Raw genomic sequence first — 16,956 nt, 5'->3', positions numbered from 1 at the left:
TGACCGGGTTGAGGAGTCTCTCCGCGATCCGGGTCACCTTGGGAGCCTGGAGCATGTCCCAGACGAGCAGGTCGTGGTAGGCCTTGGCCGCCGGGTGGTCGTTGTTGTCGGTCCCCACGGCGCACTTGATCCACCAGTAGGGCGAGTGGAGGGCGTGCGCGTGGTGGTGCGGGCCGATCTCGAAGCCGGTGGCCTTGAGCTTGGCCTCCAGCTCGGCGCGGGTGTAGATGCGGATGTGGCCGCCCTCGTTGGTGTGGTACTCCTCCGAGAGCGCCCAGCAGATGCGTTCGGGCAGGAAGCTGGGCACGGTGACGGCGGCGATGCCACCGGGCTTGAGGACCCGGTACAGCTCCTTCATGGCGGCGGTGTCGTGCGGCAGGTGCTCGAAGATCTCGGCGGCGACGACACGGTCGAAGGAGTCGTTGTCGAAGGGCATGTCGAGGGCGTCGCCCTTGACGGTCTCGGCCTTGGCGGACGCGGGCGCCTCACCTTCGTGGGCCATGGCCGCGAACATCGTCTCGACCTCGGCGAGGTCGTCGACGTTCTGGTCGAAGGCGACCACGTCGGCGCCGCGGCGGTAGATCTCGAAGGCGTGGCGGCCGCCGCCACAACCCAGGTCGAGAACGCGGTGGCCCGGGCCGACGGGGAACAGGTTGAAGTCGACGGTGATCAGTGGAGGCTCCCTAGGGATGGTGCTGCGGGTCAGGCGCCGTTCGCGCGGGCCCGCACGGGCGCGGGGCGGTGGTCGCCTTCGGGGGTGGTCCCCTTGACGGCGGTGATGGTGGAGGCGTATCGCTGCGCGGTGAGCTCGGCGACGGCCTTCCAGGTGAACCGTTCCTGGACACGGCGCCAGGCGGCGGCGCTCATGCGCTCACGTTCGGCGTCGTCGTCGAACAGGGAGGCGAGTTCGGCGGCGAGGAGGTCGGGGTCGCCCGGGGGGATGAGGCGTCCGGCGTCGCCGTCGGTGCCGACCACCTCGGGCAGGGCGCCGGCGTGGCTGGCGATGAGCGGGGTGCCGCAGGCCATGGCCTCGACCGCGGGCAGGGAGAAGCCCTCGTAGAAGGAGGGGACGACGGCGACCTGCGCGCCGGCGATGAGGCGGCCCAGTTCGTCGTCGTCGATGCCGCTGACGAACTCGATGCGGTCGCGCAGGCCGAGTTCGTCGACGAGGCGGTCGGTGGGGCCACCGGGTCGGGGCTTGCTGACGATGGTCAGGGTGACGTCGCGTTCGGTGGCGAGTTTGGCGGCGGCGCGCAGCAGGACGGTGACGCCCTTGAGGGGACTGTCGGCGCTGGCGGTGCACACGATGCGGCCGGGGGTGCGTTCCACGTCGGGGCGCGGGTGGAAGTAGCGGGTGTCCACGCCCAGCGGGGTGACCTCCATGGCGGCGGGGTCGACCCCGAACTCGCGGGCGATGTCGTCGGCGGAGGACTGGGAGGGCACGAGGATGGGGTCCAGGCGGCGGGCGACGCGGGCCTGCATCTTCACGAACCCGTACCAGCGTCGCTTGGAGAGCTTTTGCAGGCCTTTGGCCTCGGCGATCTCGATGCGACGGTCGACGCTGATGGGGTGGTGGATGGTGGTGACCAGGGGCAGGCCGGCGGACTTGACGCCGAGCAGGCCCCAGCCGAGGGTCTGGTTGTCGTGGACGACGTCGAACTCGTCGAGACGGCGGCGGAGTTCGCGGTTGGCGCGCAGCGAGTAGGTGAGCGGTTCGGGGAACCCGGCGGTCCACATGGTGGCGACCTCGAGGACGTCGATCCAGTCGCGCCATTGGCGGATGGGCGGGGCGACGAAGGGGTTCACGTCGTTGTACAGGTCGAGGGAGGGGAGTTTCTCCAGGGTGACGCCCTCGTCCAGGACCGGATAGGGCTGGCCGGAGAAGACGGTGACCTGGTGGCCGAGCGCGGCGAGTTCGCGGGACAGGTGACGTACGTACACGCCCTGTCCGCCCACGTGCTGTTTGCTCCGGTACGACAGGAGGGCGACGCGTAGGGGGCGGCGGTCGCCGGACGGCCCTGGGGTCGATCCCGTGCTTGTGCCCGACTGGGTCAAGAGTCCACCTCTTCGTTGGGTCGCGTGCCCGGTAGCCGCCGTTCGTCCTTGGTCGCCGTCGGGTCCGTTTGGGCGCCCCCATATGTTACTCGCGAGTTCACTCGGGGTCGGCGCCGGGCTTCGGCTAGGGGGATCCTATTCCGGGTGGTCGATTCAGGTGATGGTGGCCCACCGGGGGAGCTCCGATGAACCGTTCCGCTTGACCATGCCGCGCTCCTCCAAGGTGCGTAGATGGGCGGCGGTCTCGGAGGCGGCCATGTGTCGGGCCAGGACGCGCATGTCCTCCCATGGGCGGCGCCACTCCAGGCCGGAGGTCAGTTCCCACAGGGTGGTGGGGCCGTGGCCGAGCAGCTCCGCCATCCGGGTGAGGCGTTCCTCGTGGTGGTCGGTGATCGCCCGTGTGCGTTCGGGCAGTCCGGTGAAGCGCTCCTCGTGTGAGGGAAGGCATAGCAGTCGCTCGGCGTCGGGCAGGCGTCCGGCGCGCTCCTGGGAGGCCAGGAAGTCGCCGAGCGGGTCGCCCTCGGGCGAGTCGAGGGGGAACTGGCCCACGTGCGGGGTGATGCGGGGCAGGACGTGGTCGCCGGTGAACAGCATCTCCCGGTCGGCCAGGTGCAGGCACAGATGGCCGGGGGTGTGGCCGGGCGTCCACACGGCGCGCAGGTCCGGCCCGGGCATGTCGATCCGCTCGCCGTCCTGGAGGGCGAGGTCGGGGGTGGCGGGGGACTGGAAGACGGTGGGGGAGGCGCGGAAGGTGTCGATGTCGTCGGTGGGGAACCCGGCGCGGGTCATCTGCGTGATCACCGAGGTGACCCGTTCCTCCTGGCTGCGTCCCGACTGTCCCTCCAGAACGGCGATGTCCCGAGGGTGCATGGCGATCCAGGCGTCGGAGGCCTCGCGCAGGCGGCCGGTCAGGCCGCAGTGGTCGGCGTGGAAGTGGGTGATGACGGCGCCCTGGACCTGGTCGACGCGATGGCCGGTCCGGGCCAGGCCGTCGACCAGCGCCGACCAGGAGTCGTCGTGGTTCCAGCCGGTGTCGATGAGGACGGGGCCACCGACGGCCGAGAGTACGTAGACGTAGGTGAAGCCGATCGGGTTGTGGGGGACGGGCACCGGGATGCTCCACAGCCCCTCGCCCAGGTCCTCGACCGGGGGAACCTCGCGCATTGTGGCACGGCCTTTCCGCTGGAAACCGAATCACATTCGATTCTAGGGAAGGGGGTCTTGGAGCTTTTGGGCGGAGTACGACCAAAGCCGGACGATTGCGGTCCAGCCCGTAGGTGTTCGACGAAGTAGAACATATTCTACCCGGCTGGGCGATCGACCCGAAAATCTCTACCATGATCTCGTATTACCTCTGTCACGTCGGGAGATGAGGTGCGGATCATGGGTTCGAACGGCTGCCTGGGAGGGAAGGCGTTAGATAACGTGTTCTCATGACGGTCGGCGATGTTGCGCCGGCCTTGAGGCGGCTCTCGGCCACCGCGCTCGTGGTGGATCGATGACGAAGGGGAGAGACCCAGTGGCGGTGCAGGCACCGATCGGAACGATGACGCGGAATCAGACACAGCGTCGCCGACGTATCGTCCAGACCGCGGCCGCCCTGGCGGTGCGCGGCGGCGTCGAAGCGATGCAGATGCGCTCGGTGGCCGAGCGCGCCGGGGTCGCCCTGGGCACCCTCTACCGCTACTTCCCCTCGAAGATGGACCTGGTCGTGGCCGTGGTCACCGAGGAGCTCGACCTGCTGGAGGGCGGCATCGTGCGCCGTCCGCCCACCGCGGACACCGCCTCGGGTCGTGCCGTCGACGTGCTGTTGCGCGCCACCCGCGGACTCATGCGCGAGCCCGAGCTGGCCGACGCGCTGGTGCGTTCGCTGATCATGGCCGAGGTCAAGATCGAGCTGGACGTGCGCATCACCGACCTGGTGTGGCGGGTGGCCACCGGAAACCTCGTCGCGGCCCGTCCCGCCGACACCGTGGAGGAGACCACCTCCGTGGACGAGGTGGACCGTGACGGCACCGAGTACGTCCTGGCCGGATCGCTGACCAGCGTGTGGATATTCGAGCTGGTGGAGGTGCTCAAGGGTCGGCGCGACGTGGAAGAGGTCGAGCGGCGGCTGCACGTGACCGCCGAACGCCTCCTCGTCTCCTTCTGATCTCGGCCCGGGTCACTCTGCGCCGAAGAGCAGATCGAACAGCCCACCGAGCAGGCCCCTGGAGCCACCGCCCGGCTCCTCGCCCCCGGGTTCCTCCCCGGGGGCTTCGTCGTCCGCCGGCGGTGGTGGCGGGGACGTGTCGTCCTCGTCCTCCGGAGCCTCGGGCGAGCCGGGTTCCGGATCGGGCTCCTGCCCCGGGCCGTCCTCGGCCTCCTGACCGTCCTCGGGATCGACCGGGCCGTCGGGGGCGGTCGCCTCCGGCTCCGTGCCCGTGGTCGCCTCCGGGGCCGGAGCCGCGGGAGCGTCCTCGACCTCGGGCGAGGGTTCGACGCCGGGTTTCTCCTCGGAGGCGGTGGAGACCGACTCCACCTTGGAACCGTCGTGGACACGGCCGTTCTCGGCGGGCCCGGCGTCGATCATCGTCGGTGGCGCGCCCGCCAGGCCGGCCCACCACCACAGCCCCAGTGCCACCGCCACCGTGGCCAGCCCGGAGACGGCCGGCAGCGGCCAGCGCCTGCGCTCGGGTGCGGGTGGCGGCACCCGCGTGTTCTCGTGGAGCGTCTGGTCCTGGGTGGTGATCCGGTCCTCGGGCAGGGGGCGTGGCGTGGTGGCGGGCATCGGGGCCGTCACCTCGTCCATCTCCGCGTCCTCGATCGGGACGACGCCCACGACGCGGGCGCGGTGCACCGGGTAGCCGTCCTCGGTGAGCGGTTGCATGGCCGTGGCGATCCGCTTGCGTTCCTCGGCGGCCTCGGGGGCCAGGCAGGTGTGCACGACGCGCTCGCGCAGCCCCGGCGGGGCGCCGGGCGGGCGTAGCAGGGCCAGCGCGGAGGAGACCTGTTGGATCTGGTCTCGCCGGTTGGGGGTCTCGTTCTCTTCGGGGTCCTGCGAATCGTCCTGCCCGGGCAGTCGGTTCAGGCCCTCCGCGGCGCGACGGATCGCCGAACGGGCCAGTTCGTCACAGATCCGCGGTTCGAGCCCGAGCACCCGGGCCACCGCGGAGGAGGGCAGCACGTGGCGCAGGTTCAGCTCGACGAGTTCGCGGTGGCTGGCGGGCAAGCGGGAGAACATGCGCGCGACCGGGGTCTCGTCGGGCACGGTGGCCAGCCGGGTGTAGGGGCAGGTGTGCGCGAAGCCGCGGCGTTGGCAGGCGGCCCGGACCAGGGCGTAGAGCCAGGGGCCGCGATCGGCCGGGTCACGGAGCTTCCCCTCCAGTACCACCCCGGCGACGAGACCCTCGTGGACGGCCTCGGTGACCGGGTCCTGCGGATCACCCGGATCGCCACCACCGAGAAGGGACCACGCGTACCGGTAGAGCGCCTGCGCGTAGGCGTCGTGGAGCGCCTCGACCGGCCCCGCCGCTTCGTCTCTTTCGTTACCTCTGATCACGATTCTCCCCCCGCTGTCTGTCGTGACGCTAGCGAGGGGAGGACCGTGGCGTGCGGGAATCGATCAGCTGTGTCCTGAAGGTGAGACTTCTGTTACCCGAGTCACGAGGACGGGCGTGTTCTCACTCTCCGCCGCGCGAGGGCTGACCGATGGCGACCATGCGTTCCACCGAGCGGCGGGCGCGCTCGGAGGTCTCGGGGTCGACCGTGATCTCGGTGGTGCCGTGGCGCAGCGAGTTCAGCAGCTTGTCCGCGTCGATCATCTTCATGTAGTGGCACTCCGCGCGGGAGTTGACCGCCTCGAACGTCGTGTGCGAGTTGGCGTTGCGCAGCTGGTGCAGCATGCCGGTCTCGGTGGCGATGAGGACCTTGGCGGCGTTGGTGTTCTCCGCGGCGGTGAGCATGCCGCCGGTGGACAGCACCTTGACCCGGTCCTCGGGGACGGCGCCGCTGCCGACCAGGTAGAGGGCGGAGGTCGCGCAGCCGCACTCGGGGTGCACGTAGACCTCGGCGTCGGGCTCGGCCGCCACGCGCTCGCGCAGGGTGTGGCCGTCGATGCCGGCGTGTACGTGGCACTCGCCCATCCACACGTGGATGTTGTCGCGACCGGTGACCCGCTTGACGTGGGCGCCCAGGAACTGGTCGGGGAGGAAGAGGATCTCCTGATCCTCCGGGATGGACCTGATGACGTCGGCGGCGTTGGAGGAGGTGCAGCAGATGTCGGTCTCGGCCTTGACCGCCGCCGTGGTGTTGACGTAGGCGACCACGGCCGCGCCGGGGTGCTGGGCCTTCCAGTTCCGCACGTCCTCGGCGGTGATGGTGTCGGCCAACGAGCAGCCCGCGTTGGGGTCGGGCAGCAGGATGGTCTTCTCCGGCGCGAGGATCTTGGCGGTCTCGGCCATGAAGTGCACGCCGCAGAACACGATGGTGCTCGCGTCGACGCTCGCCGCCAGGCGGGACAGGGCCAGTGAGTCGCCGGTGTGGTGTGCCACGTCCTGGATTTCCGGACGCTGGTAGTTGTGCGCGAGGATGACAGCGTCGCGCTCCTCCGCCAGGCGGCGGACCTCGGTGGCCCATTCCTGCCTGGTCATGGTGTCCGCCGTCTCGGTGACCGTTGCCATGTCCTACTACTTCCTCGAGGCTGTGGGCTCGGCGTGCGGGCGCCGTGCCGTGGGAGGGCGGTGTGGATACCAGGTTTTCGTCTGGCAGGCACAAACCTGGTGCAGCTTAACATGGCGGGGAACGGAAGGGACAGGGTGGATATCTCGGAGGTAAACGGACAGGCCACGCTCTCGGCGCACGAGGCGCTAGCGGTCGTCCTCCAGATCCGCGCGGGTGAACTGTGCGTCCTGCTGTGGCGACGGGCCCTACCTCCCTGCGAGGGGGAGTGGGCCCTGCCCGGCGGCAGACTCGGAGCAGAGGAGGACCTGGGCGCCTCGATCCGTCGACAACTCGCCCAGAAGGTCGACGTCCGCGACCTGAGCCACCTCGAACAACTGGAGACGCGCAGCGAACCCGGACGCGACCCGCAGCGGCGCACCCTGGCCACCGCCTACCTGGGGCTGGTCCCCGCGGACGTCGACCCGGTCGTGCCCGACGACACCGACTGGCATCCGGCCTCCGGTCTGCCCCCGATGGCCTTCGACCACGCTTCGATCGTGCGTTCGGGGCGGCGGCGTCTGCGCTCCAAACTCAGCTACACCAATGTCGGTTTCGCCTTGGCGCCGCCCGAGTTCACCATGTCGGAGCTGTCCGGCTACTACCGCGCCGCGCTCGGTCACGACGTGGCCGCGACCAACCTGCGTCGGGTGCTGCTGCGCCGGGGACAGATCGAGGAGACGGGACGCTCGGTGCCGTCGGGGCGCTCGGGCGGGCGGCCGGCCGCGTTGTTCCGGTTCCGGACCCGTGAGATGGAGGTCACCGACGCCTTCGCCGTCCTGCGTCCGCCCGGCCAGACGTAGGTCCCCTCCTGGGTACACTCCCTGATCGTGGCAATTCGTACTGTGGTGTTCGACGTCGGCGAGACCCTGATCGACGAGACGCGTATCTTCGCGCGCTGGGCGGACCGTTTCGGGGTCCCGCACATGGCGTTCTTCGGCACCATCGGCGGCGTGATCGCCTCCGGGGGCACCCTCACCGACGGTTTCCGTCTGTTGGTCCCCGGGTTCGACCTGGCGGTCGAGAGTGCCCGCTGGCGCGAGGAGGACCCCGAGGGCGAGCGCGAGCACTTCGGTGAGGGCGACCTGTACCCGGACGTGCGCCCGGCCTTCGACACCATGCGCAAGGCCGGGCTGAGCCTGGTCATCGCGGGCAACCAGCCGGTCGAGGCCGGTGCGGCGCTGGCGGCGATGGACCTGCCGGTGGACGGCATCGGCATCTCCGACACCTGGGGGGTGGCCAAGCCCCGCCCCGAGTTCTTCGACCGCACCCTGGACCTGGTGCGCGAGAAGACCCCCGACATCGCGCCGAGCGAGATCCTCTACGTCGGCGACAGGGTCGACAACGACGTGCTGCCGGCGCGACAGGCCGGCATGAGCACCGCCCTGCTGCGCCGAGGCATTTACGGCTACCGGCACGCGGCCGACCCCGAGGCACGGCGAGCCGACGTCATCGTCGACGACCTCCATCAGGTCGCCGCATGGGCCGCCCGGAACACGCGCTGACCGGCGGGGCGGGAGAGACGGAAGGACACGGGCGCGATTCGGTCACGGGCCGCGTCGTAACGGTTTGTCCACAGTGTGCTCGGGTAACGTCGCTACGGTCTCGGACCGGCCGCCGACCCCTGTCACCCGCGCCGGTCGGCATCGCCCCGCCCCCGAAGGAGAGCCCATGATCACGTTCGAGGGCGCCGCCAAGATCTACCCCGACGGAACCGTCGCCGTCGATGAGCTGGACCTGGCCGTGGAGACCGGGCGGACCACGGTCTTCGTCGGCCCCTCCGGCAGCGGCAAGACCACCTCGCTGCGGATGATCAACCGCATGGTCGAACCCACCCGAGGTACCATCCGCGTCGACGACGTGGACATCCGGCAACAGGACCCCGCGAAGCTGCGCCGTTCCATCGGCTACGTCATCCAACAGGCCGGGCTCTTCCCGCACCGCACCGTCCTGGACAACATCGCCACCGTCCCGCTGCTGCTCGGGTGGAGTCGCTCCAAGGCCAGGGCCAGGGCGACCGAGCTCATGGAACTGGTCGGGCTCGAACGCTCCCAGGCCAAGCGCTACCCCCACCAGCTCTCCGGCGGCCAACAGCAGAGGGTCGGGGTCGCCCGCGCGCTGGCCGCCGATCCGCCGGTGCTGTTGATGGACGAACCCTTCAGCGCGGTCGACCCGGTGGTGCGCACGAGCCTGCAGGACGAACTGCTGCGGTTGCAGCAGGAACTGCACAAGACGATCGTGTTCGTCACCCACGACATCGACGAGGCCGTGAGGCTGGGCGATCGGATCGCGGTCTTTCGCCCCGGTGGGAGGCTCGCCCAGTACGACACCCCCGAACGGTTGCTCGCCGAACCGGCCGACGAGTTCGTGGAGTCCTTCGTCGGCTACGACCGCGGGGTGCGGCGCCTGTCCTTCTTCCCCGCCGGCTCTCTCTCACTGCGCCAGGACGTGGTCTTCGACGCCGAGGACCGGGTGGAACGGGCTCGCGACGCCGTGGTCTCCGACCGTGAACCCTGGGCGCTGGTGGTGGACGAGGGACGCTCACCGCTGGGTTGGGTGAGCGCGCGACAGCTCAACGAATCCCCGGCCGGGGTCACCCTCGGGTCGCTGGAGCTCGCGCCCTACGGACACATCTTCAACGTCGCCACCGACTCCCTGCGCGCCGCCTTGGACGCCGCGGTCCTCTCGCCGGCCGGTCGGGCGGTGGGCGTGGACACCGACGGGGCGGTCCTCGGCGTGGTCTCCCAGGACGACCTGGGCACCGCGATCTGGTCGGTGAGCGAATGACCGCGGCCTTCGACTGGGTGAGCGGGATCATCGATTGGGCGGTCGCCGACTGGAGTCACCCGGGAGAGCCGGACCGCGGCATCCTGGCCCGGTTGCTGGAGCACATGCGGCTGTCCTACGTGTCCATCCTCATCGGCCTCGCCATCGCGCTGCCGCTGGGGCTGGCCTGCGTGCGTTGGAGACCGGTCTACCCGCCGGTGCTCACCGGGGTGAACGTCCTGTACTCGGTGCCCTCCATCGCCCTGTTCTTCTTGATGCTGCCCTACACCGGATTCAGCGACTGGACCGCGATCGTCCCGCTGGCCCTGTACACGCTGGTGATCCTGCTGCCCAACGTGGTGGACGGGCTGCGGCAGGTGCCCGAACACGTGCGCCAGGCCGCGGTCGCCATGGGCTTCGGACCGTTGCGTCGTCTGGTGTTCGTGGAGATGCCGGTGGCGGTTCCGGTGATCATCGCCGGGTTGCGGGTGGCCTCGGTGGCCACCATCAGCATGGTCAGCGTCGCCTCCCTGGTGGGTCTGGGCGGTCTGGGGCAGCTGATCGTCAGTGAGGGTTTCCGTCGTCAGTTCGACGCCCCCATCGTCGTCGGCATCGTTCTCACGGTGGCGCTCGCCCTGGTCACCGACGCGGTCCTGGTCATCGCCCAGCGGTTGCTCACCCCGTGGGCCCACGCCGGCAAGGGGCGCTTCGCCCGCAAGCGCGCTGCCCACGCCGAGGCGGCGGCAGCCGCAGGCACCGCCTCCGACCACCGGGAGTCGACGTGAACATCCTGACCCTGTTGGTCGAGTGGTTCGGTGACCCCGCCCAGTGGACCGGGTCCGCCGGGATCCCCGCACGACTGGGCGAACACGTCTACTACTCGCTGCTGGGACTGCTGCTGTCCACCGCCATCGCCGTCCCGGTGGGGCTGCTCACCGGACACAGCGGCGTCGGCGGGTTCCTCACCACCAGCCTCGCCAACTTCGCCCGAGCCCTGCCCACCATCGGGGTGTTGTTCCTCATCGTGCTCCTGGCCGGGATCGGCCTGGTCCCGGTGGTGTGCGCGCTGGTGGCCCTCGCAGTCCCGCCCATCCTCGTCAACACCCATGAGGGTGTGCGGGGGGTGGACCCCAGGTTGAAGGACGCCGCCGTGGGCATGGGCATGCGCGGGCGCGAGGTCCTGTTCAAGCTCGAACTGCCGGTGGCCACCCCGCTCATCCTCATGGGCATGCGCACCGCCGCGGTGCAGGTCGTCGCCACGGCCACCATCGCCGCCTACGTGGGCGTGGGAGGGCTGGGCCGCTACATCGTGGACGGCCAGGCCCGCCAGGACCTTTCCATGCTGCTGGGCGGTTCCGTCCTGGTGGTGGGACTGGCGGTGGTCACCACACTCCTGTTCGCCGGGCTGCGACGTCTCCTCGTCGCCCCGGGGCTGCGTGCCGAGGCCGCCGCCACACGCTGATCCGAAAAGAGGCATCTGACATGAGCAAGAAACTCGCCCTGGCCGGGCTCCCCCTCGTGCTGCTCCTGAGCGCCTGCGGAGGCAGTGATCCCTTCGAGGAGGGCGATGACGCCGAGGGCGGCGAGAGCGGCGCCATCGTCGTCGGTTCCGCGGACTTCCCCGAGAGCACCCTGCTCGCCGAGGTCTACGGGCGCGCGTTGGAGGCCGAGGGGGTGCCGGTGGACTACCAGCTCAACATCGGCAGCCGTGAGGTGTACTACGACCAGATCGAGGCGGGGGCGCTGTCGCTCTTCCCCGAGTACAACGGCGCGATCCTGGCCTACCTGGACGATGAGGCGCCCAGCGCCGACTCCGAGGAGACCAACACCCTGCTGGAGGAGGCGCTGCCCGAGGGGCTGGAGATCCTGGCCTCCTCCGAGGCCGAGAACAAGGACTCGGTGACCGTCACCCGGGAGATCGCGGACGAGTACGACCTGGCCTCCCTTCCCGACCTCGCCGACGTGGCGGACGACCTGGTGCTGGGCGGGCCGCCGGAGTTCGAGACCCGTCAGCAGGGGGTCATGGGCCTGGAGTCGGTGTACGGGGTGGAGTTCGGCGAGTTCCGTTCGCTGGAGGTCGCCCTGCTCACCAAGGCGCTCACCGACGACGACATCCAGGCCGCCAACCTGTTCACCACCGATCCGCAGATCGCGGAGGAGGGGTTCGTGGTCCTGGAGGACCCCGAGAACCTCTTCGGTGCTCAGAACGTCACCCCGCTGATCAACTCCGAGCAGGTCGACGAGACCGCCCGGGGGATCATCGACGGGGTGTCGAACACCCTCACCACCGATGAGCTGACCGAGCTCAACAAGCGGATCGTCGTCGACAACGAGAACGCCGCCGACGTCGCGCAGGAGTGGCTGACGGAGCAGGGCCTGGCCTGAGTCCACCAGGACATCGGGACCGGCCCCGGGGTGGACACGCCCCGGGGCCGCCCCACGCGCCGTTGACGACCGTGACCGGCCCTTCAGGGCTCCACGGAGTGGTAGCGGCCGCCCCAGCGCACCATCGCGGGGCCGGGACGGTCCGCGCCCACCTTCGGCAGGCCCACCACGTCGGCGAAGAACACCGTGTGGTCGCCGACCTCCACTTTCTGTCGCACCGAGCACTCCAGGGCCGAGAGGGCCTCGTCCAACACGATCGCCCTGGTGTGCTCGCCCCGGTGGTGCGGCTGCCCCGACACCAGCAGGCGGGCGCTGGGGCGGCCCTCGGCGGAGAACCGGCCGGCCAGGGCGCGCTGGTCGGCCGAGAGCACGCTCACCGCGAACGCGCCCACCTCCGCCACGACCTCGGCCACGTACCCCTCCGAGTCCACGCTCAACATGACCACCGGGGGGTCCACCGACACCGAGACCAGGGCGCTCACGGTCGCCCCGATGTCGTCCCGTCCGTCCGCGATGGTCACCACCGTCACCCCGGTCGGCAACATCGCCATGGCGCCCAGGTAGGCGCCACCGTCCACGCTCAACGGATCTCCCATGTCCCGGGCATGCTCAGGGGCCCGGCGACGGGCAGACCCAGACGGGCCGCCACGTGCTCCAGCGGACCCCAGGCGCTCAGGACCGTCTGCGGCTCCGCGGCCATGTCCTCGCTGGACTCGTGCGCCCGCAACCGGTCCAACGGGTGGGTGCGCGGGAACGAACGCACCGGCAGCGCTCCGGCTCCGGCCTTGTCCCTGGCCAGCCGCACCGCCGTCTCCACACCGCCCAGTTCGTCGACCAGACCGCACACCTTGGCGTCGGCACCGGTCCAGATCCGGCCCCTGGCGACTTCGTGGATCTCGTCCCAGGTCCTTCCACGGGCGGCGGCCACCTTGGAGACGAAGTCGTCGTAGACGTCGTCCAACAGGGCGTTGATCCGCTCCCACTCGGACTCGCCGAAGCCCTTCTCGGAGTCGAACATCGCGGCGTGCGCGCCCTGGCGGACCGAGTCCGAGGTGATGCCGAAGCGTTCCTTGAGGGCGCCCAGGACCGGCTTGCCGGTGAGCACGCCGATGGAACCGGTGATGGTGGCCGGCTGGGCCACGATCGCGTCCGACCCCAGGGCCACGTAGTAGCCGCCGGAACCGGCGACGTCGCCCATCGTCGTGATGACCGGCTTGCCGGCCTCACGGGTCAGCGCGCTCTCGTGACGGATCAGGTCCGAGGCGATGGCCGAACCGCCGCCGCTGTCCACCCGGAACACCACGGCCTTGACCCGAGGGTCCTGACGGGCGGCCCGGAACGCCGCGCAGACGGTGTCCGAACCCATCACGGCACCGCCCAGCGGGGAACGGCGGCTCTTGCCCAGGGTGATGCCGCCGGAGGCGGAGATCAGCGCGATGTGCGCGTCTCCGTCGACGAACTTGGGCTTGGGCGGGGTGAGGTGCCCTCGGTGGTAACGCACGACGAACCGCAGGGTGGGCTCGGGCGCTTTCTCCCCCTCGCCCCGGACCTCCTTCAGCAGGTCGTCGTAGACCTCGTTCCGGTAGGCGAGCCGGTCGACCAACCCGGCCTCCAAGGCCTCCTTCGCCAAAATGGGCGCGGTGTCGACGAGCTCGCGCACCCGCTTGTCGGTGAGGCCTCGGGTCTGCGCGACCGCCTCGACGATCTGGTCGTTCATGGATTCCACGATCCGACCGATCGCCTCACGGTGCGGGTCGGTGTATCCGGTCTGGGTGTAGGGGTTGACCGCGTTCTTGTACTCGTGCCGGGCGCCGAACTCGAACTTCACGTCGAGTTTGTCCAAGGCGCCCTTGTAGAACGTGGTGCGCGACATCAGGCCGTTCAGCCCCACCAGGCCGGTGGGGGACAGGACGATCCGGGTGAAGGCGGTCGCCAGGTAGTAGGGGAGGTTGCCGTCACCGGCCTCGCCGAAGGTGTCCGCCCAGGCGACCGCCGGCTTGCCGGTGGCGCGGAAGTCGGCGACGGTGTCGCGCAGCTCCTGTACCTTGGCAGGGCCGAGGGAACGCGCGTCCACCCGCACGATGAGCGCACCCACCTGCGGGTCGCGTGCGCCGCGACGGATACCCTCCAGTACCTCCAGGTACTGCTGTTTGCGCCGGTTCATGATCTGGCTCAGGGCGTCGCCGGGCGACTCGTCGACCACCCCTTCCGTCAGATCCAGTTCCAGGACCAATGGCCCCTGGGGGCGCGGGCCGAAACGGTTGAGGGACAAGGGCTCAGTGATCTTCGCGAGGTCCACCATGGGCCCAGGGTAGTCGCGACGGTTCCGCTGTGCGTCGAGCCTGTGGATAGCGCTAGGGTCGACCTTGCTCCGAGCCGGCGAGGACCCCACGGCGGTGGAGACCACAGAGAAGGGCGGGACGGACCATGGCGGGCGCGAAGGACCGGGTGCGGCGACGTGCGAGAAGGGGCGTCCAGGGCGCCGCGGTCGCGGCGGTGGCATTGTTGACACTCGGTGCCTGCGGTTCCGGGGGACCCGAGGAGGTCGAGCTGGAGCGCGGCGAGAGCGGCATGATGCCCGCGATCGACCCGCCCGGCCCGGAGGGCTTCGAGCACGTCGAGGTCGCCGGGGTGAAGATCGAGGCCCCCGACGACTGGGAGATCCAGAACGAGGGCGGCCAGGCGTGCCTGACCCCTCCCGGACAGAGCGCCTGCGCCTACGGTTCGGTCCGACTGGTCCCCAAGCAGGCCGCCGACCACCCCCAGAGCTGGCCCAAGAAGGACGACGCCTTCCACGACGACAACGGATGGGCGGACAACACCGACAGCTGCCGCAGCCTCAACACCGCGGGCTCGGGCAACATCGGCGTGGACGAGGCGACCCTGTCCAACGGCACCGGCAACGTCTTCGAGCACGCCGACGGACTCAAGTCCCACCACTCGATCTGGAACGTCACCTGCGCCAACGGCGACGGCTTCGAGGTGCGCATGTGGTTCCTGCCCGAGAGCGACGTGATGCTCTACGTGTGGTCCGTCGACGCCCAGTACGACGCCCTCTACGACGAGATCGCCGCGTCGATGGACACCACCGCCTACCGCGCGAACTCCTGAGGTCTCCCGCGTCACGCCCTTCCCGGTATCGGCCGGCGGGGGGGCGACGAAAACCCCTACGGATTGCCCGAACCTCGTGTCCTGACGGTGCCTTGAGGCCATAGGCTCGTATTCGCCGAAGCAGTCAACGCGATTTGATGGGGTGCATGCGCAGGTGACCACCATGGGAACGTCCGGGCGGGTCGAGCAGTACACGCTGGACAACGGTTTGCGTCTTGTGACCGCTCCGGCCTCCACCGGTCAGGTCGCCGCGGTCAACCTCTGGTACGGCGTGGGTTCGCGCCACGAGGTGCCCGGGCGCACGGGGTTCGCCCACCTGTTCGAGCACCTGATGTTCCAGGGAACCGGAAACACCGGCAAGGGTGACCACTTCGACGCGGTCGAGCGGCTCGGCGGCGACATCAACGCCTCCACGTCCACCGACCGCACCAACTACTTCGAGACGGTCCCCACCCACGCCCTGGACCTGATCCTGTGGCTGGAGTCCGACCGTCTGGCCACCCTGCGCGAGGGCATGACCCAGGAGGTCCTGGACAACCAGCGCGACGTGGTCAAGAACGAGCGCCGCCAGCGCTACGAGAACCAGCCCTACGGCACCGCGCTGGAGCGCATCCTGCGCCTTGCCTACCCGGAGGGCCACCCCTACCATCATCCGACCATCGGATCCATGGCCGACCTGGACGCCGCGGACCTGGACTACGTCAAGTCCTTCCACAAGCTGCACTACGGCCCGGACAACTGCGTCCTGACCATCGTCAGCGACCTGGACACCGCCGACGTCCTGGCCCGGGTGGAGAAGTTCTTCGGACACATCCCGGCCCGTGAGGAGATCCCCGAGGTCCCCGACGCCGCTCTGACCGGCGGACTGGGCGGACCGGTGCGCGACGCGGTCACCGAGACCGTCCCCGCGGCCGGCGTCTTCATCGGCTTCCGGGTGCCGGCCTACGGCGAACGCGAGCACGACGCCGCCCAGCTGGCCGCCGCGGTCCTGGGACAGGGACAGGGCAGCCGCCTGTACCGTTCGCTGGTCGTGGACCGCCCCATCGCCGCCGACGACGGCGGCGGCGCCGCGGACATCCTGCCGTTCCGCTACACCGACAGCCTGCTGCTGGTGAACATGCTCGCCCGCGAGAACGTCGACGGCGACGTGCTGGAGAAGGCCATCCGCGAGGAGATCTCCAAGCTCGCCGACGGAGTGAGCGACGAGGAGCTCGACCGTGCCCGCGCGGTCCTGGAGCGCGAGCACCTGCACCACATCTCCGGCCCCTTGGGCCTGGCCGACACCATCGGCGGTTGCACGCAGCTGTTCGACGACCCCGAGCTCGCCTACACCTGGCCGCAGCGCTGGGCCGACATCACCGCCGAAGAGGTCCGTGACGCCGCCGCGCGCCTCCTGGTCGACGAGAACATGCTGGTCGTTCGGTTCGACCCCGAAACCGGGGCCGACGCCGACGCTTCCCGTTCGTGACCGCAGGCCCCGTCGTTCCCAGCCACAGAAAGAGCCGCAGCATGCAGCAGACCCGTCCGGACCTCGGTGCCGCCGCGTCCTACACCTTCCCCAAGCCCCAGCGCATCCGTGTCGGCAACGGCACGGTCGTCGCCGTCGACCTTCCCGGTCAGCAGTTGGCCTCGCTTCGCCTCATCCACCCGGCGGGCGGCGCGGTCGAACCCCTCGACGCCATGGGTGTGAGCGCCCTGACCAGCGAGGTCCTCGAAGACGGCCCCGATGGCAACAGCTCGCTGGCGCCCGCACTGGAGCGCTACGGCGCCGAGTGGATCTCCCGCGTCAACTGGGACGGATTCATCACCGGCCTGGACGCGCCGACCAACCGCCTCGGCGAGGCCGTACGCCTGTTCACCGACGCGGTGCGCCGCCCCGCGCTGAACCCCGACGACATCCTCCGACGCCGTGAGCAGCTCCTGGAGCGCTTCTGGCTGGAG

General features: G+C 70.0%; 16 protein-coding genes and 1 pseudogene. 10 read left to right on the top strand and 7 right to left on the bottom strand.

Features of this window, described 5'->3' with window-relative positions:
* From K8V84_RS12300 to K8V84_RS12290, 3 genes are all read right to left on the bottom strand, one after another.
* Positions 1 to 616 (bottom strand): class I SAM-dependent methyltransferase (locus K8V84_RS12300; protein WP_304074289.1); only part of this gene is annotated, 616 nt, incomplete at its 3' end.
* Between the two features lie 86 nt (positions 617 to 702).
* A complete protein-coding gene (locus K8V84_RS12295; protein ID WP_304074287.1) occupies positions 703 to 2,055 on the bottom strand; it encodes a glycosyltransferase family 4 protein in 1,353 nt (450 codons plus the stop codon).
* A 153-nt stretch (positions 2,056 to 2,208) separates the two neighbouring features.
* Positions 2,209 to 3,219: an MBL fold metallo-hydrolase gene (locus tag K8V84_RS12290; RefSeq protein ID WP_304074285.1), complete on the bottom strand. Its 1,011-nt coding sequence runs from the start codon at positions 3,217 to 3,219 to the stop codon at positions 2,209 to 2,211.
* Positions 3,220 to 3,574: 355 nt separating this feature from the next.
* On the opposite strand from K8V84_RS12290, the gene K8V84_RS12285 reads away from it, so the two are divergent.
* Complete coding sequence (locus K8V84_RS12285) at positions 3,575 to 4,207, top strand: TetR family transcriptional regulator (protein ID WP_304074283.1); 633 nt, start codon at positions 3,575 to 3,577, stop codon at positions 4,205 to 4,207.
* 12 nt (positions 4,208 to 4,219) lie between these two features.
* Here K8V84_RS12285 and K8V84_RS12280 read toward each other — a convergent pair whose 3' ends face one another.
* Positions 4,220 to 5,596: a sigma-70 family RNA polymerase sigma factor gene (locus K8V84_RS12280; protein WP_304074282.1), complete on the bottom strand. Its 1,377-nt coding sequence runs from the start codon at positions 5,594 to 5,596 to the stop codon at positions 4,220 to 4,222.
* A 121-nt stretch (positions 5,597 to 5,717) separates the two neighbouring features.
* Entirely contained in the window at positions 5,718 to 6,716 is a 999-nt protein-coding gene (nadA, locus tag K8V84_RS12275; protein WP_304074281.1) for a quinolinate synthase NadA, read from the bottom strand.
* A 111-nt stretch (positions 6,717 to 6,827) separates the two neighbouring features.
* Between nadA and K8V84_RS12270 the strand changes: the two genes are divergently transcribed.
* The 6 genes from K8V84_RS12270 (at position 6,828) to K8V84_RS12245 (ending at position 11,904) form a co-directional block, all read left to right on the top strand.
* On the top strand, positions 6,828 to 7,556 hold the full coding sequence (locus K8V84_RS12270; RefSeq protein ID WP_304074279.1) for an NUDIX domain-containing protein: 729 nt from the start codon (positions 6,828 to 6,830) through the stop codon (positions 7,554 to 7,556).
* Between the two features lie 27 nt (positions 7,557 to 7,583).
* Entirely contained in the window at positions 7,584 to 8,258 is a 675-nt protein-coding gene (locus tag K8V84_RS12265; RefSeq protein ID WP_304074277.1) for an HAD family hydrolase, read from the top strand.
* Between the two features lie 166 nt (positions 8,259 to 8,424).
* A complete protein-coding gene (locus tag K8V84_RS12260; protein ID WP_304074275.1) occupies positions 8,425 to 9,540 on the top strand; it encodes an ABC transporter ATP-binding protein in 1,116 nt (371 codons plus the stop codon).
* The gene (locus K8V84_RS12255) at positions 9,537 to 10,304 is read left to right on the top strand and encodes an ABC transporter permease (RefSeq protein WP_304074273.1); all 768 of its coding nucleotides are present in this window, start codon (positions 9,537 to 9,539) and stop codon (positions 10,302 to 10,304) included. Before K8V84_RS12260 ends, K8V84_RS12255 begins: the two co-directional genes overlap by 4 nt.
* Entirely contained in the window at positions 10,301 to 10,981 is a 681-nt protein-coding gene (locus K8V84_RS12250; RefSeq protein ID WP_304074271.1) for an ABC transporter permease, read from the top strand. Before K8V84_RS12255 ends, K8V84_RS12250 begins: the two co-directional genes overlap by 4 nt.
* A 20-nt stretch (positions 10,982 to 11,001) precedes the next feature.
* Entirely contained in the window at positions 11,002 to 11,904 is a 903-nt protein-coding gene (locus K8V84_RS12245; protein WP_304074269.1) for an ABC transporter substrate-binding protein, read from the top strand.
* 83 nt (positions 11,905 to 11,987) lie between these two features.
* On the opposite strand, the gene K8V84_RS12240 is transcribed toward K8V84_RS12245, so the two are convergent.
* A complete protein-coding gene (locus K8V84_RS12240; RefSeq protein WP_304074268.1) occupies positions 11,988 to 12,500 on the bottom strand; it encodes a flavin reductase family protein in 513 nt (170 codons plus the stop codon).
* Positions 12,485 to 14,206, bottom strand: a complete 1,722-nt coding sequence (locus K8V84_RS12235; RefSeq protein ID WP_304074266.1) for a S49 family peptidase — start codon at positions 14,204 to 14,206, stop codon at positions 12,485 to 12,487. Before K8V84_RS12235 ends, K8V84_RS12240 begins: the two co-directional genes overlap by 16 nt.
* 125 nt (positions 14,207 to 14,331) lie before the next feature.
* Here K8V84_RS12235 and K8V84_RS12230 point away from each other — a divergent pair, with 125 nt between their 5' ends.
* The 3 genes and pseudogenes from K8V84_RS12230 to K8V84_RS12220 form a co-directional block, all read left to right on the top strand.
* Positions 14,332 to 15,015, top strand: coding sequence for a hypothetical protein (locus tag K8V84_RS12230; RefSeq protein ID WP_304074265.1), 684 nt, complete (start codon positions 14,332 to 14,334; stop codon positions 15,013 to 15,015).
* 163 nt (positions 15,016 to 15,178) lie between these two features.
* A complete protein-coding gene (locus K8V84_RS12225) occupies positions 15,179 to 16,483 on the top strand; it encodes a pitrilysin family protein (protein WP_304074263.1) in 1,305 nt (434 codons plus the stop codon).
* A 41-nt stretch (positions 16,484 to 16,524) separates the two neighbouring features.
* Positions 16,525 to 16,956, top strand: a pseudogene (locus tag K8V84_RS12220) (insulinase family protein); the annotation flags it as partial.

The sequence above is a fragment of the Nocardiopsis listeri genome (assembly GCF_020741345.1).
Classification (GTDB): domain Bacteria; phylum Actinomycetota; class Actinomycetes; order Streptosporangiales; family Streptosporangiaceae; genus Nocardiopsis; species Nocardiopsis listeri_A.
Note: the sequence above shows the minus strand (reverse complement) of the source record. Positions and strands in the feature narration are given on the sequence as shown.